The following is a 15,573-nucleotide window of genomic DNA, read 5'->3' as shown; positions in this document are numbered from 1 at the left end:
TCGGGGAACGCCATGAGCAAGATCACGCCCTTCGAAGTCCGTTGGGGCGAGCCCGAGGTCCAGACCGTGCTGGACCAGGTTCGCGCCTATCCCTGGCCGCCGATTCCGCAGGTCGCGGACGGCTGGGCCTATGGCTGCGACGGGGCCTATCTGAAGGACCTCTGCGCCCACTGGACCGACCGCTACGACTGGCGCGCGGCGGTAGCCGATCTCAACCGCTATCCGCAGTTCACCGCCCGGGTCGAGGATTACGACCTGCACTTCCTGCACGTGGTCGGCGAGGCCGGCGGCAAACGGCCGCTGCTCCTGACCCACGGCTGGCCGGGCTCGCACTACGAGTTCTGGGGCGCGATCGAGAAGCTGGCCTTCCCGTCGCGCCACGGCGGCCGGGCGGAAGACGCGTTCGATCTGGTGATCCCGTCCCTGCCGGGCTTCGGCTTCTCCTCGAAGCCCAACCGCCCGATCGGACAGAAGACCACGGCGCGGTTGTTCAACACCCTGATGACGGAGGTGCTGGGCTATCAGCGCTACCGCGCGCAGGGGGGCGACTGGGGCGCCATGGTCACCTCCTGGCTCGGCCGCGAACACGGCGACCACGTGACCGCCATCCACCTGAACATGATGGCCTTCCGCCCCTTCGGCGGGCCGAAGGACGAGGCCGAGATCGCCTGGATCACCCGCCAGGGCGCGATGATGGACCTGATGGGCGCCTATTTCCGCCTGCAGGCCTCCAAGCCCCAGTCCCTGGCCTGGATGGGCGCGGGCAACCCGGTGGGCCAGGCCGCCTGGATCGCCGAGCGCTTCCACGACTGGTCCGACCTGCGCGAGAAGTCCTTCGACCAGGTCCATCCCAAGGACCGGCTACTGACCAACATCATGACCTATGTGATGACCGACAGCTTCGCGACCGGCGCCTGGTACTACCGTGGCTTCCTGGAAGAGGGCGGCGTGGCGCTGGCGGAAGGCGAGCGCTGCGAGACCCCGACCGCCTTCGCCAACTTCCCTGGCGAGCCGCTCTACACCGCCCCGCCGCGGGCCTGGGCCGAGCGGGCGTACAATATCGTGCGCTGGACCGACCAGCCGCGCGGCGGCCACTTCGCGGCCATGGAGGAGCCCGACCTCTTCGTCACCGACGTGCGCGAGTGGGGACGCGAGGCCTGATCGAACCGATCATCCCGGCCAAGGCCGGGAAGATCGGATCATCGGCGTTTAGGCCCCATCCTCCAGCACCCTCTGGATCGCGGCGAGCAGGCGCTCGAGTTCGAGGGGCTTGGGCACCAGAACGTCCATGCCGGCGGCCAGGTATTCGGCCTGGTGGTGGGCCATGGCGTTGGCGGTCAGCGCGATGATCGGCATGCGCTTCAGCCCCTGTTCCAGCTCCCGCTGACGGATCAGCCGCGTGGCGGTGGGTCCGTCCATCACCGGCATCTGGACGTCCATCAGGATCACGTCCCAGGCCTCGGCGGCGCTGGCGGCGACGGCGGCCTGGCCGTCGTCCACGCAGCTGACCTCGACGCCGAGCTGCGCCATCAGGGTCTTCAGCACCAGCTGGTTCATCGGATTGTCCTCGGCGGCGAGGATTCTCAGCTCGCCCATCTCGGCGGCGGGCTCGGCCTCGTAGGGCGGGAGCGTCAGCGCCTGACCCTCGGCGCGGGCCAGCGGCAGGCGCGCGGTGAACACCGAGCCTTCGCCCACGGTGGAGCGCACGGAGATGTCGCCGCCCATCAGTCCGGCCAACTCTCGGCAGATGGCCAGGCCCAGGCCCGACCCGCCGAAGCGCCGGGTGGTCGAGGCGTCTTCCTGGACGAACTTCTGGAACAGAGCTCCCAGACGGTCGGCGGCGATGCCGGGCCCGGTGTCGGCGACCTCGACCACCACGTTCGCCCCGTCGTGGGCGACCGAGACGGCCACCTCGCCGCGGGCGGTGAATTTCACGGCGTTGGAGACCAGGTTGTAGACGATCTGGCGGACCCGGGTGGGATCGCCGCGCCAGACGCCGGCCGCGTCGGGCGCGACGTTCAGGGCGAAGGAGACGTCCTTCTCGGTGGCCAGGGTGGTGAAGGTGGCCCGGGCGCCCTGCATCAGGCTCCCCACGTCGATCAGGCCGTCCTCCAGCTCCAGGCGCCCGGCCTCGATGCGCGACAGGTCCAGCAGGTCGTTGAGCAGCGCCAGCAGGGTTTCGCCGGCCTGGCGGATCACGGACAGCCGGTCGCGCTGGCGCTCGGGCAGCTCATCGCGGGCCATGGCCTGGGCCATGCCCAGCACCCCGTTCAGCGGCGTGCGGATCTCGTGGCTCATGGTGGCCAGGAAGGCCGACTTGGCGGCGTTGGCGGCGTTGGCCTCGTCGCGGGCGCGCTTGAGCCGGGCGTTCACCACCTTCAGCCGCCGTTCCGAGCGTTTGATGTCCTCGATCGACTGGGTGATCACCACGCAGCGCACCGGCCCCGCGCCCGCGAAGCGCGCCGCGGTCATCCGGAACCATTCGCCCGCCTGGGTGGAATAGACGCGCGAGAAGCTTTCCTTGCGGCCGTCCAGCACGGCGCGAACCCCGCGCTCCAGCGCCCGGCCGTGGCCGCCCGGCAGGCGCGCCAGGACCGCGAACAGGTTGCGGCCCATGGGGTAGACGTCGTTCTGGACGATTTCGGAGCCCAGCTTCCTGAAGGCGGAATTGGCCGCGATGATCGCACCGGACTCGTCGATCACCGTCAGCAGGGCCGCCAGGCCGTCGATCACGCCACGCCCGAAGCGCTCTGCCTCGGCGAGTTCCGCCATCGCCGCGCGCTGGGCGGTGACGTCCTGGCTGGCGCCGTGCAGGGCCACGCACTTGCCGTCGACCATCTCGGGTTCGCCGATGACCCGCAGCCAGATCTGCTCGCCCGCCCCGGTGGTGGCCCGAGATTCGAAATCGACGCGCTGGCCGGTACGGACGGCCTCCAGAAGATGCTCGCGCACCCGGTCGCGGTCCGTGGCGTCATAGAGATCCAGGGAGTCGAGGTGGGATTCCACCAGGCTTGGCCGGCCGAGCAGTCGGGCCAGCTCCGGGCTCCAGCGCACCACGCGCGCCTTCAGGTCGACTTCCCAGCCGCCCAGGCGAGCCAGGGCGCCGGCCTGGCGCAGCGCCTCGGTCGTGGCGTGCAATCGGGCCTGCAGCTCGTAGGCCGCGGTGATCTCGGTCTGCACCGAGGCCGTGCCGATCCGCACCCCATGGGTGTCGAAGCTCGGCTGGACATGGAGGTCGATCCAGTAGGTGCGGCCGTTCTTGGCGCGATTCAGGATCTCGACCCGGAAACCCTCCCCCGCCGCCAGAGCCGCGGACATCTGGGCGATGGTCTGGGGGTCTGTCTCCTGGCACTGCAGGAAGTCCGCCGGCCGGCGGCCCACCACCTCGTCCAGGCAGTATCCGCTGAGCGCGACGAAGCCGTCATTCACCCATTCGATCCGCCCGTCGCGGTCGCAGAGAATGATCCCGCGCGAATTCGCGCGCGCCATGTCCGCAAGCCGTGAACTGAGATCCGGTACTCGTGCGACGTCCATCCAGCGCTCCCCCGCGAACGATGCCGCGAGTCCCGTGAAGAAAGCAGAAATTCACCGCTGTTTGGTGAACGCCGCCCGGGCCGCGCGAAACCGGTTCCCTCCTTGCGGCCAAGCCCGTTAGAACCCTGGTCCAATGGCCCGCTACGATTTCGCCTCCGACAACACCGCGCCCGCCGCCCCCGAGGCCCTGGCGGCGCTGGTCGCCGCCAATTCCGGCTTCACCCCCGGCTACGGCTCCGATCCGATCAGCGCACGCGGGGCCGATGCGGTGCGCAGGCTGCTCGACGCCGACGCCGAGGTGCGGTTCGTCGCCTCCGGCACGGCGGCCAATTCCCTGGCGCTCGCGGCCCTGTGCCGGCCGTTCGAGGCGGTGCTGGCCCATGAACACGCCCATGTCTGCACTGACGAGACCGGCGCGCCCGGCTTCTTCGGCCAGGGCCTGGGCCTGGTCGGCGTCGCCGGCGCCTCCGGGCGCATCGACCCCGCGGCCCTGGCCGCGCCGCTCGGCGAGCGCGACGTCGCCCACCGACAGTCGCCGGCCGCGCTGTCGCTGACCAACGCCACCGAGTACGGCACGGTCTACTCGCATGACGCCCTGGCCGCCCTGATCGCCCCGGCCAAGGCCAAGGGCCTGGGCGTCCATCTGGACGGCGCGCGGCTGGCGAACGCCGCGGCGGCGGGCTTCGACCTGACCCGGATCAAGGATCTTCCCGTCGACATCCTGGTGGTCGGCGGGACCAAGGCGGGGATGACCCCCACCGAGGCGGTGGTGATCTTCGACCGCGGACTCGCCCACCGGTTCGACGCGCGCCTGAAGCAGGCGGGCCAGCTTCCCTCGAAGGGCCGGTTCTACGCCGCGCCGTTCATCGGCATGCTGGAGGGCGGCGCCTTCGTCGAGCGGGCGGCCCACGCCAACGCCATGGCGAGGCGCCTGGCCGGCCTCATGCCCTTCCCCCTGCGCCATCCCGTCGAGGCCAACGCGGTCTTCGTCGAGATGGACGAAGCCACCCTGCGGCGCCTGCACGCGGGCGGCTGGTTCGTCTACCGGTTCCTGGACGGCTCCGTCCGCTTCATGTGCTCCTGGGCCACCACCCCCGAGGCCGTCGACGAGCTCGGCGCGGCGCTCACAGCCCTAGCCTGACCCATCCACCGATCGACCCCCTCGATCGCAGCGCCGCACGGCGCGGCGCTGCGCGGCGCGGCATGCCCGCGCCACGGTCACGAACGCGAGTCGCGGGGGTAAATTATGTCACTCCTGAGTTACTTCAGTGATTAAATTGCCGCATATTGCCGACGAAAAGCAATCCACGTGCACACATCTTCTAATTTCCGTGAATTTATATTTGTTTGCCCTTTTGCCTCGTGACAGGGGATCGGGGTCGCCTGAACGGCAGCGCAGTCGCTTCGACCCGGAACCGGCGAAGGCGCGCCGGCGCCGCGGCGTCACAGCAACTGGGCGCCGGCGAACCCGGCCAGCGCCACGTCTCGATCACACAGGGGCCGGGGGGCCCGGATTGTAGAGAATGATGAGAAACGCTTTCCGCGCCTTGCTGCTCGGTTCAGGCGCCGCGGCCGCCATGGCCCTGCCGAATTTCGCCTTCGCTCAGGCCACCGACGATGAAACCATCGAGGAAGTCGTCGTCACCGGCTCGCGCATCCGGCGCGACACCTTCAACGCCCCGGTGCCGGTCTCGGTGATCAGCGCCGAACAGATCGTGGAATCCGGCGCCCTGTCGATCGGCGACATGTTGATGGAAACCCCGATCATCAACGCCGCCGCCAACGCCCAGAACACCTCGGGCACTCTGTTCCTGGCCGGTCAGGCCCGGGCCGACATCCGCGGCCTCGGCGCGACCCGCACCCTGGTGCTGGCCGACGGCCGACGGATCGTGTTCTCCGACGCCTCCTCGCCCGCCGTCGACCTGAACCTGATCCCATCCATGATGGTTGAGCGCATCGAGACGGTCGCCGGCGGCGCCTCGGCGGTCTATGGCTCGGAGGCCATCTCCGGCGTCGTCAACCTGATCATGAAGAAGCAATTCGACGGCTTCCAGATCGAGGGCCAGATCGGCGCTTCGCAGGAGGGCGACGGCGAGCAATTCCGGATCTCGGCGCTCTACGGCCGCAAGCTGATGGACGACCGCCTGAACATCCTGATCGGCGGCGAGGTCTCTCGCGAAGAGCCGGTCATGCAGCGCGACCGCGACTGGGCCTATCCCGGCATTCGCCGCAATCTGCTGGCGAACCCCCAGACCGTCATTCCGCAGAGCCGGTCGAACGTCGCACCCACCGCGACGTTTCAATTGCTTGGCGGCGCCGTGGGGACCGCGCGCGCGGTGACCCTCGACTATCGCGACCCCACCAAGGTGGTACGGCTCAGCGGACCCTGCTCGACGCCGACCGTGCAGCCGACCTGCCAGGACGAGGCCCTGTACTATAACAGCGTCTTCAGCGCCCTGCAGGCCAAGTCCCAACGGGGCACCATTCGCGGCTATGCCGATTATGACCTGACCGACAACATCAAGGCGTTCCTCGACGTCACGTATTCAAGGGTCGATGGCTACGGCATCTTCGGTCCGGCGTTTTCCAACGCGGTGGGCGGCGGCACCATGCCGACGGTCCTGAAGGGCAACAACGCCTACCTGAACGGAGCAGGCGCCACCGCCGCCGCCCTGCGCGCGGAATGGCTCGCCGCGGGCAAGACCCTGACCTCGACCTCGACCGCCCAGATCGGCAAGACCTGGGTCGAGTTCGGCGGCCGGGACGTGAAGACCGAGCGAGAGACCATTCGCGTCGTGTTCGGAATGGAGGGCGACTTCGAGTTCATCGACCGCAACGTCAACTGGGACTGGTACGCCCAGCTCGGCAAGACCAGCGGTTCGACCACGTCGTTCAACGTCCCCTATGTCGAACGCGTCCAGTTCGCCACCGACGCGATCCTCTCCGGCGGTCAAATCATCTGCGCCGCCACGATCGACCCCGATCCAGCCAAGCGCGCCCGTGCCGCCGGTTGCGTGCCATGGGACCTGATCAACGGACCGAGCCAGGAGGCCGTGGCCTGGGCCAACGGCCAGTCGAGCTCCGAACAGGAGGTCAAACAGACCGTGATCTCCGGCAATATCGCCACGGATCTGTTTGATCTTCCGGCCGGCCCGGTCGGCTTCGCCATGGGCGCCGAGTACCGGAAGGAGCAGAGCGCCTTCTCGCAGGACGCGGCTGGGGCCTCGGGTCTGTTGTTCTTCAACGCCATCGGTGCGCGGGGCGGCGAGTACGACACCTGGGAAGGCTATGCCGAGATCCGGGTTCCGCTGCTTCGCGACCTGCCCTTCGCCCAGGAACTGAACTTCGAAATGGCCGGCCGCGCCGCCGAGTACTCGACCATTGGCAAGACCGACCAGTGGCAGGCTCGCCTGGAGTGGGCCCCGATCCAGGACATCCGCTTCCGCGCCTCCGAGGGCACGGCTGTCCGGGCGCCGAACATCGTCGAACTCTACGCACCGCAGTCGCAGAACTTCACGACCGCGGCGGTGGACCCCTGCGACAAGGCCAGCTACGCCGCGGCGAGCGCCAGCCAGAAGGCGCTGCGCCTGACCAACTGCTCGGCGGCCATCGCAGGCTACAACCCCCTGACCTTCGTCTCGAACTTCGGGCCCGGCCGATCCTCGCTGCAGCTACGCCAGGGCGGCAATCCCGACCTCGGCCCGGAAATGGCCCACACCTATAACCTCGGCGTCGTCATCCAGCCCCGTCTTGTTCCCGACCTGAAGGTCTCCCTCGACTACTTCAAGTACAACCTCACCGGCATGGTCGGGACCATTCCGATCAATACGCTGCTGCAGGGCCTCTGTTACGAGTCGGCCACGCCCTACGCCTCCAATCCCCTGTGCAGCCTCATCGTGCGCGACGCGAGCGGCGCCCAGGCCGGGGTTCCGGGCGGCGTGAGCGTGGTCAACCTCGTCAATCGGAACGTGGCCAGCATGAAGATCGAGGGGTACGACGCCTCGCTGCAGTACGGCTTCGATCTTGAGAGGCTGTTCAAGCAGGACTTCGGCCAGCTGGCCTTCCGCCTCGACGCCACCTGGATGTACCGGTTCGCCCTGCAGGGCCTCCCGGGTCAGCCCTATACGCAGCTGGCCAACACCATCACCAGCAACACCGCTCCGGAGTGGCGGGGGTCCGGCACGGTGCAGTGGACCCACGGCGACTACGGGGTGACCTGGACCACGCGCTACATCGGTTCGTTGTCCTCCACGACCGCCTCCACCCCGTCAGGCCTGTCGCCCTACTACACCGGCGACTTCTACACCCACGACCTGAAGGTCCGCGCCAGGATCAACGACGACCTGGACGTCCGGGCAGGCGTCCTGAATCTCTCCAATGAACATCCGCCGGAGCTGCCTGAGGTCTTCACCGGCACCGGAGCGGGGTCCTCGATGTACGACAACCGCGGCCGGTTCTTCTTCGTGGGCGCCACGCTGCGTTACTAGGATCGCCGCCGCTTCCAGCGGCCTGCACCCGCAGAATCAAGGAGCCCGCCGGCGCCCTGCGCCGGCGGGTTTTCCTTGCTCCAGGCGAGGACACAATCGCCTGGAGTCACAATGTGACGGGGCATGGATGGCCCGACCACGTCATGTTTGTGTGACAGGAACGACGCACTCGCCACAATTTGTGTAAATTGCGTGCAGAATCGACTACGGCTCCACCACCTGCCGTTGCCGACGTAACACCTGCGTGACAGGGTTCGGCACTCCCGTAACGACGCGATCCACGACCGCCCTCGCCTCATGGCGTTGAGGAAACCGGCTGGACGCGCCACCGGCGAAATCAAACGCGGCGCCGGGTCACCCGTCCGGCGACCTCTCGTTCATCCCAAGGCCGGGGGGCCAGATGAAAAGCCAAATGAACAACCTCCTTCGCACAGTGCTGCTCGGATCGGCAGCCGTCACCTGCCTGGTCCTGCCGGGCTCGGCCTTCGCGCAGAGCCAGACGACCGACCGCGCCACAGAGGTGGACGTCGATGAAGTCGTCGTCACCGGTTCGCGCATCCGCCGTCCCGACCTGACCTCGGTTCAACCGATCCAGATCATTTCCAGCGTGGCGATGGACGAGCGCGGTTACACCAACGTCGCCGACGCGCTCAACGACCTGCCTTCCACCGGCATCCCGGTCAGCCCGATCGGCGACCAAGGCTCGTTTGGCGTCGGCCGTAACTTCATCAACATCTTCAACCTCGGCTCGAACCGCACCCTGACCCTGGTGAACGGCCGCCGCTTCGTGGGCGGCAACCCGGCCTCCATCTTCACTGGCGCCAACGCCGGCGGCCAAGTCGACCTGAACGTCATCCCGACCGGTCTGGTCGACCGGATCGAAACCATTCAAGCCGGCGGCAGCGCCGTGTACGGCTCGGACGCCATCGCCGGCGTCATCAACATCATCACCAAGCAAGAGTTCGAAGGCCTCGAGTTCGACGGTCAGTACGGTGTTTCTGAGCAGGGCGACGCCGAGTCGTGGCGCGCCCGGATCACCGCCGGCGCGAACCTGTTGGACGGTCGACTGAACCTGGCTGGCAGCTACGAGTACAACGAGACCTCGCCGCTGGCCTTCACCGATCGCCCCGTCACGGCGCGTCAGCTCACCTTCGCCGCCAACCCGCAGAACACCAGCGGGACCGACGCGATCCCCGGCGCAATCATCATCCTCAATCGCCGCATCCCGGAAACCACCACGGGCGGCCTGCCCTTCCGCACCGGCGGCTCGGCCCTCTCGGGTCTGCTCACGATCGCCGATCCGACCAATCCGGGCCAGCGCGTAACGGCGCAGTTCGGCCCCGGCGGCGCCTTGATCCCCTACAGCGCCGGCACGTTCTACTCGGGCTCGGTAGCCTCTGGCGGCAACGGGCTGAACCTGGCTGAGCTCAGCTCGCTGCAGTCGCCCGTCGACCGCCACGTTGCGACGGGCTTCGCCCGCTTCGACATCACCGATCGCGTTCGGGTGAAGGGTGAGCTGTTCTACAGCTCATTTAAGTCGGAAGAGCCGTTCAACCAGCCGATCTACAACGCCCCGCTCTTCGGCGGTAACTCGGCCTCGCTGCGGTTCTCGACCGCCAACCCGTTCCTGCCGGCGGCGACTCGCGCGGCCCTGCTTTCCCAACCGACGGCCCTGCCCGCGGACACGGCTTCGCCCGGCGACGCGATCTTCTTCCTGTCGCGAGCCTCGGTCGATATCGGAAACAACAAGACCGAAGCCGAGGGTGACACCCTGCGCACGGTGGCCGGACTCGAAGGCGACTTCGATCTGCTCGACCGCTCCTTTTACTGGAACGTGTCGGCCAACTTCGGCCGTTCAGAAGGCAGCTTCACCAGTCCGAACGTCATCCAGAGCCGCTTCTTGCAGGCGATCGACGCCGTTCGCGACGCCAGCGGCGCCGTCGTCTGCCGCGACCCCGTGGCGCGCGCGGCGGGTTGCGCCCCGCTGAACATGTTCGGTCTTGGTTCGCCCAGCCAGGCGGCGCTCGAATACATCGGCGTGCGGTTCCAGAGCGACTTCGCCCTGCTGCAGACGGTCTATGAAGGCAACTTCGGCGGCGAGCTCATCGACCTGCCGGCTGGCCCGCTGAGCTTCAATGTGGGCTATGAGTATCGCCGCGAGAAGTCGGACTTCAATCCGAACGCTCCGCAGGAACTGGGCGTCGGCCGTTCGGCCGCGATCTCGAATCTGCAGGGCAAGTTCGACACCAAGGAAATGTACGTCGAAGGCTTGGCGCCGATCTTCGGCGGCGACTTCACCCTGCCGGGCCTCCATCGGTTGGAGATCGAGGGCTCCTACCGCAAGATCGATCACAGCCAGGCCGGCGAGGACAAGGCCTGGAGCTACGGTCTGCGGTGGTACCCCACTCAGGACCTGCTGCTCCGCGCCCAGAAGAGCCGGTCGTTCCGGGCCCCGGCCATCACCGAAGTCAACCTGCCGAACGCGACGAGCTTCATTACGGCCACCGACCCTTGCGACTTCCGCAACATCGGCACCGGCCCCAACCCGGCCACCCGCCGGGCGAACTGCGAGGCGGCGTTCCAGGCCCTGGGCCTGCCTGCCAACTTCTCGCTCACCTCGCAGATCCAGGCGTCGACCGCCCAAGGCAACACCTCGGGCAACCCGAACCTGGAAAACGAAATCGCCGAGCAATGGTCGGCGGGCTTCGTCTATCAGCCATCGTTCGTTCCCGGCCTGGCGGTCTCGTTCGACTGGGTCAATATCGACCTGACCAACGCCATCTCGAACTTCAACCTGACGTCGATCCTGCAGGTCTGCTACGACTCGCCCAACCCGCCCGCCGACGCCTGCAACCGCTTCCTGCGCGGGAACGCCACCCTGGCCGCCGCGCGGCAGGGGCAGATCCTGACCAACGGCGAAAGCAATGGCGGGGGCGTCACCTCGATCGGCCCGCAGACCGGCTTCATCAACGCCGGCTACACCAACTTCCAGGGCTTCACCCTTGGGATCGACTACAACGTCAATCTCGCCGACCTGTCGGACATGCAGGACTGGCTGGGCGGCAACCCGGGCAGCCTGAACTTCAACTTCGACCTGTTCCACGTGAACAAGCAGGAGACGTCGGTCACCGGCCTCGGCTTCGATCTGAACGACGACAAGAACGAGATCGGCAACGCCGACTTCCGCTGGAAGCTGGAAAGCGCCTATCTGCGTGATCCGTTCTCGGTGATCTGGACGATGAACTACATCGGGGAATCGGAGTTCAACAACGACTTCACCCCGGAGACGCGCCTCCCGCTGACCGTGAAGCGCTACATCCTCCACGATCTGGCCTTCACCTATAAGCTCGACAATCTCGCCGAGCGGATGGGCGTCGGCATGGACAACCTCAAGCTCCGCTTCATCGTGCGCAATGTCGCCGACAAGGAGCCGCCGTGGGGCGCGACGAACTCGGCCAACGCATACGGCACCTACGACTTCCTCGGCCGCTACTATCAGTTGGGCCTGACCGCTCGCTTCTAGGGTTTAGAGGGTCGTCCGCCTCACGCGGGGGGCCTCGCTGGAGAGCAACGGAACCGCCGGCGTTCGCGCCGGCGGTTTTGTTTTGGATCCTAGTCCTGGGCCAGCCAGCCCAGGACCTCGGGCCAGTGCTTGTGGGGCAGGAAGTGGCCGGTCCCCGGGAAGACCCGTGTCTCGGCGGCGCGGCCGCCTAGCCAGGCGGTGACCTGATCGACGCTGGACATGGCGTCGTCGGCGCCGTGCCAGACGCTGATCGGCGCCGACAGGCCCACGAGATCAAGGCTGGGGCTCCTGGCCGCGCAGCGGACCTCGTCGGCGATGCCACGGTGGGTGACCGCCAGGGACTCGCCGATATAGTCGACGATGAAATCCATGACGCCGGGGTGCGCGGCCAGATAGGCCGCATCGCTGGGCGCCGAGGCCGCAGCCCGAACGTAGCGCTCGATTCCCCGACGGTTGAGCTGCATCCGCATCAGGGCGAACAGGGTGTCGGCCAGCCAGGCGTTGCGCAGGATCCGTCGCCGAAACAGCACCCCTGGGTGGCCCGCGTCCTGCTCGGTCTCGACCATCTGGCCCGAGGGCCGCGCGGAGGCCAGCAGGAGGCGATCGACTCCCCCGCCGAGTTCGGCGGCGGCCGCCAGGGCGAAGGGCGCCCCGGCCATGAAGGCGGCGATCCGCACCGGCCCAAGGTCCAGACCTGTCGCCATTTCGGCCATGTCGCGGCCAACCCCCTGGAAGGTGAAGTTGGGTCGCGGGTCGGAGCGTCCTGCTCCGGGCCGTTCCGGCGCGATCAGGCGCAGGCCGAGGTCGCGGGCCAGCACGTCGGAGCCTCGCGGCAGGACACTGCAGCCCAGGCCCTGATGGAACACCAACACCGGCCGGCCCTCGGGGTCTCCATAGTGGCGCCAGGCCAGCCGGCGTCCGTCGGCGAGCTTGAAGACACGGATCGGTGGAGCAGCCGCCAGGGCCCCGCGCTCGGTGGCCGCGACCGCGGCGGCGGGGGCCTCCTGGCCGAAAGCGCCCGAGAGCGAGCCGAGCTGGGTCAGCGCTCTCACCAGCTCGCTCTGGCGGTTCAGGCCCATCTTGTCGAACACCGCGCGGAGCTGGTTGCGCGCGGTGTTGACGCTGATCGCCAGGTCGTCGGCGGCCTCCTTCAGGGTCAGGCCGTCCTTCAACCGGGCGGCCACCCGCGTCTCGGCCGGTGTCAGCCCGAAGCTGTCGCGCATGGTGGCCCACAGCCGGTCGGTGGTCTCCACGGCCGGGAACACCACCGCCACGGCGCCCTCCCCCAGTTCACCGACCGGCGGCAGGTCGGCGGCCAGCGCCGCCGGCAGGGCCCGGGCCGGGATCACATAGGCAAAGTGCGGGGCCTCATCGTCGGCCTGGGTGAACTTGACGATTACCTGGCGGCCGGCGGTCTCGCGCAGCCGCCGCCGCGCGGCGTCCAGCGCCTCGTGGTTGGCCGGATTGAAGAACCTCAGGCCGTGGGCCTCGACCAGGCCCAGCCGCTGCTTGAAGGCCGCCGCGCCCCCGGCGTTCCAGGCGACGGCGCCGCCGCCGGGGCCGATCAGCACCACGCCCGCCTGGCTGGCGGCGGCCGGATTGGCGCGTACGGGGACAAGGCCCCCAGCGGCGGCCTCAGCCTGGATCTGATCCTGCTCGGCGCTGTCGGCCGAGGCCCCGCCCAGGGCCTCGACCAACTGGTCCCAGCGGTCGGGCTCGGCCGCGACGGCGTACAACGCCTCCACCATCAGGGAGACATTGGCCTTGCCTGGGGGCGCCGCCGTCACTCGTGGCGTCAGGCCGGAACGGCTTGACGGTGGCCGACCATCCGCGCCAGGCGGCCGGTGATGATCTCCTCGGCCTCCGCGACGATCCGGTGGATCAGCTCTTCGCACGACGGGATGTCGTGGATCAGGCCCTGGATCTGGCCGGCCGACCAGATGCCGGCGTCATTGTCGCCGACCTCGTAGACGCTGCGGCCCCGCGTGCCGGCGACCAGCTCGCGCACGTCCTCGAACTTGGCGCCTTGTCTCTCCAGCGCCACCACCTGCTGGCTGATGGCGTTCTTCGCCACCCGGCTGGTGTTGTGCATGGTGCGGAAGATCAGGTCGGTGGCGCGCTCGTCGTTGGCGACGATCTGCTCCTTGATCGCCTGGTGGATCGGGCTTTCCTTGGTCGCCATGAAGCGGGTGCCCATGTTGATGCCCTCGGCGCCTAGCGCCAGGGCCGCGACCAGGCCGCGCGCGTCGCCGAAGCCGCCCGAGGCGATCATCGGGATCTTGATCTTGTCGGCGGCGGCCGGGATCAGGATCAGGCCGGGCACGTCGTCCTCGCCGGGGTGGCCGGCGCATTCGAAGCCGTCGATGGAAATGGCGTCCACGCCCATCCGCTCGGCCGACAGCCCGTGGCGCACCGAGGTGCACTTATGGACGACGAGGATGCCGTGCTTCTTGAACTCGTCGACGTGTTCCTGCGGCTTGTTGCCGGCGGTCTCGACGATCTTCACGCCTGAGTCGATGATCGCCTGCCGGTACTCGGCGTAGGGCGGCGGTGTGATCGCCGGAAGGATGGTCAGGTTCACCCCGAACGGCTTCTTGGTCAGACTGCGGCAGCGCTCGATCTCCTCGCGCAGCTTGTCGGGCGTGGGCTGGGTCAGGGCGGTGATGAAGCCCAGGCCGCCGGCATTGGCCACCGCGGCGACCAGCTCGGCGCGGCCGACCCACTGCATGCCGCCCTGGACGATCGGATGCTCGACGCCCACGAGCTCGGTGAAACGGGTCTTAAGGGCCATGACGTTCTCCCAAACAGCTGTTTGGAAGACAATGAACCCGGCGCCGGGGCGTCAGGCAAGCCGTTTGAGCAATGTTCTTGCTATTGCAGTCCGGAGCGTCCGATGGCGTAGAAGCGGTCGGAGCGCTGCTTGCGCAGGGCCTCGACACTCATGGGCGCCAGGAACTCCAACTCCTCGGCCACCGCGTCGCCCACCGCCTTCATGGCCGCTTCCTTGTCGGAATGGGCGCCGCCGGGCGGTTCGGGGATGATCCGGTCGACGATCTTCATGCCGATCAGGTCCTGGGCGGTGATTTTCATCGCCTTGGCGGCTTCCTCGGCGGTGCGCGAGCCGCGCCACAGGATCGAGTTCGCGCCCTCGGGGGGGATCACCGAATAAATGGCGTGCTCCAGGATCAGCACGCGGTTGCCGCAGGCGATGCCCAGGGCGCCGCCCGATCCGCCCTCGCCGGTGACCACGGCCACCATGGGAACGTTGAGCATCAGGCACTTCTCCGTCGAGCGCGCGATAGCCTCGGCCACGCCGCGCTCCTCCGATCCCACGCCCGGATAGGCGGCCGGGGTGTCGACGAAGCTGATCACCGGCAGGTTGAACCGCTCGGCCATCTCCATCAGCCGGATCGCCTTGCGGTAGCCCTCGGGCCGCGCATAGCCGAAGTTGTGCTTCACCCGGGTGACGGTGTCGCGGCCCTTCTCGTGGCCCATGACCACCACCGGCTGGCCGCGGAAGCGACCGAGTCCGCCCATCAGCGCCTGGTCGTCGGCGAACTTGCGGTCGCCGCGCAGCTCCACGAACTCCTCGATCAGCCCGCCGACATAGTCGACGAAGTGCGGCCGCTCGGGGTGGCGCGCCACCTGGGTCTTCTGCCAGGCGTCCAGCTTGGAATAGGCTTGCTTGCGCATGTCGCGCGCGCGGGCGCGCAAGGCCTCGATCTCGCCGTCCAGGGAGCCGGAGCCCGTGGTATCGGACAGTTTCGAGAGCTCCTCGATCTTGGCTTCGAGGTCGGCGATAGGGCGCTCGAACTCGAGGTAGTGCGCGGCCATTCGAGGATTCTTCTGTTTCGCTTCCGTCTGCGGAAGGGGCGGAAATTAGGCGGGAACCTTCAGCCTAACAAGTCCGGCGAGCAGCTTGTGGTTTCATCGCCTTGGACTGGCCCTCGGCGGCCCGTGCAACCTCTACCCTAGAGGAGCGTTTTGGATGCCGAGGTTGAACCGAACCCACGTCCGGCGGGAGGCTGG

8 protein-coding genes are annotated in these 15,573 nt (G+C 68.1%); 4 read left to right on the top strand and 4 right to left on the bottom strand.

Annotation, left to right across the window (positions count from 1 at the left end):
- Positions 1-12 precede the first annotated feature (12 nt).
- A complete protein-coding gene (locus M9M90_RS05425; protein ID WP_254836148.1) occupies positions 13-1,161 on the top strand; it encodes an epoxide hydrolase family protein in 1,149 nt (382 codons plus the stop codon).
- A gap of 48 nt (positions 1,162-1,209) precedes the next feature.
- Here M9M90_RS05425 and M9M90_RS05420 read toward each other — a convergent pair whose 3' ends face one another.
- Positions 1,210-3,489 carry an ATP-binding protein gene (locus M9M90_RS05420; protein ID WP_254836147.1) on the bottom strand — a complete coding sequence of 760 codons (2,280 nt, stop codon included), beginning with the start codon at positions 3,487-3,489 and terminating at the stop codon, positions 1,210-1,212.
- Positions 3,490-3,667: 178 nt separating this feature from the next.
- On the opposite strand from M9M90_RS05420, the gene M9M90_RS05415 reads away from it, so the two are divergent.
- The 3 genes from M9M90_RS05415 to M9M90_RS05405 all read left to right on the top strand — a co-directional run bounded on the left by M9M90_RS05415 (position 3,668) and on the right by M9M90_RS05405 (position 11,544).
- Positions 3,668-4,675, top strand: a complete 1,008-nt coding sequence (locus M9M90_RS05415) for a beta-eliminating lyase-related protein (RefSeq protein WP_254836146.1) — start codon at positions 3,668-3,670, stop codon at positions 4,673-4,675.
- Positions 4,676-5,057: 382 nt separating this feature from the next.
- Positions 5,058-8,021, top strand: coding sequence for a TonB-dependent siderophore receptor (locus tag M9M90_RS05410; RefSeq protein ID WP_254836145.1), 2,964 nt, complete (start codon positions 5,058-5,060; stop codon positions 8,019-8,021).
- 412 nt (positions 8,022-8,433) lie between these two features.
- Positions 8,434-11,544, top strand: a complete 3,111-nt coding sequence (locus M9M90_RS05405) for a TonB-dependent receptor domain-containing protein (protein ID WP_254836144.1) — start codon at positions 8,434-8,436, stop codon at positions 11,542-11,544.
- 89 nt (positions 11,545-11,633) lie between these two features.
- Here the strand turns inward: M9M90_RS05405 and M9M90_RS05400 are convergent, their stop codons facing one another.
- From M9M90_RS05400 to M9M90_RS05390, 3 genes are all read right to left on the bottom strand, one after another.
- On the bottom strand, positions 11,634-13,331 hold the full coding sequence (locus M9M90_RS05400; RefSeq protein WP_254836143.1) for an alpha/beta fold hydrolase: 1,698 nt from the start codon (positions 13,329-13,331) through the stop codon (positions 11,634-11,636).
- An 8-nt stretch (positions 13,332-13,339) separates the two neighbouring features.
- Complete coding sequence (locus tag M9M90_RS05395; protein ID WP_254836142.1) at positions 13,340-14,335, bottom strand: nitronate monooxygenase family protein; 996 nt, start codon at positions 14,333-14,335, stop codon at positions 13,340-13,342.
- An 80-nt stretch (positions 14,336-14,415) separates the two neighbouring features.
- Positions 14,416-15,378 carry an acetyl-CoA carboxylase carboxyltransferase subunit alpha gene (locus M9M90_RS05390; protein WP_254836141.1) on the bottom strand — a complete coding sequence of 321 codons (963 nt, stop codon included), beginning with the start codon at positions 15,376-15,378 and terminating at the stop codon, positions 14,416-14,418.
- Between the last annotated feature and the right edge of the window lie 195 nt (positions 15,379-15,573).

Source organism: Phenylobacterium sp. LH3H17 (assembly GCF_024298925.1).
GTDB lineage: Bacteria > Pseudomonadota > Alphaproteobacteria > Caulobacterales > Caulobacteraceae > Phenylobacterium.
This window is presented reverse-complemented; position numbering and strand designations above follow the sequence as displayed.

Coding starts and splice junctions, on each gene's coding strand:
- M9M90_RS05425 (WP_254836148.1), top strand. CDS start 13: ATGAGCAAGATCACGCCCTTCGAAGTCCGTTGGGGCGAGCCCGAGGTC.
- M9M90_RS05420 (WP_254836147.1), bottom strand. CDS start 3,489: ATGGCGCGCGCGAATTCGCGCGGGATCATTCTCTGCGACCGCGACGGG.
- M9M90_RS05415 (WP_254836146.1), top strand. CDS start 3,668: ATGGCCCGCTACGATTTCGCCTCCGACAACACCGCGCCCGCCGCCCCC.
- M9M90_RS05410 (WP_254836145.1), top strand. CDS start 5,058: ATGATGAGAAACGCTTTCCGCGCCTTGCTGCTCGGTTCAGGCGCCGCG.
- M9M90_RS05405 (WP_254836144.1), top strand. CDS start 8,434: ATGAACAACCTCCTTCGCACAGTGCTGCTCGGATCGGCAGCCGTCACC.
- M9M90_RS05395 (WP_254836142.1), bottom strand. CDS start 14,335: ATGGCCCTTAAGACCCGTTTCACCGAGCTCGTGGGCGTCGAGCATCCG.
- M9M90_RS05390 (WP_254836141.1), bottom strand. CDS start 15,378: ATGGCCGCGCACTACCTCGAGTTCGAGCGCCCTATCGCCGACCTCGAA.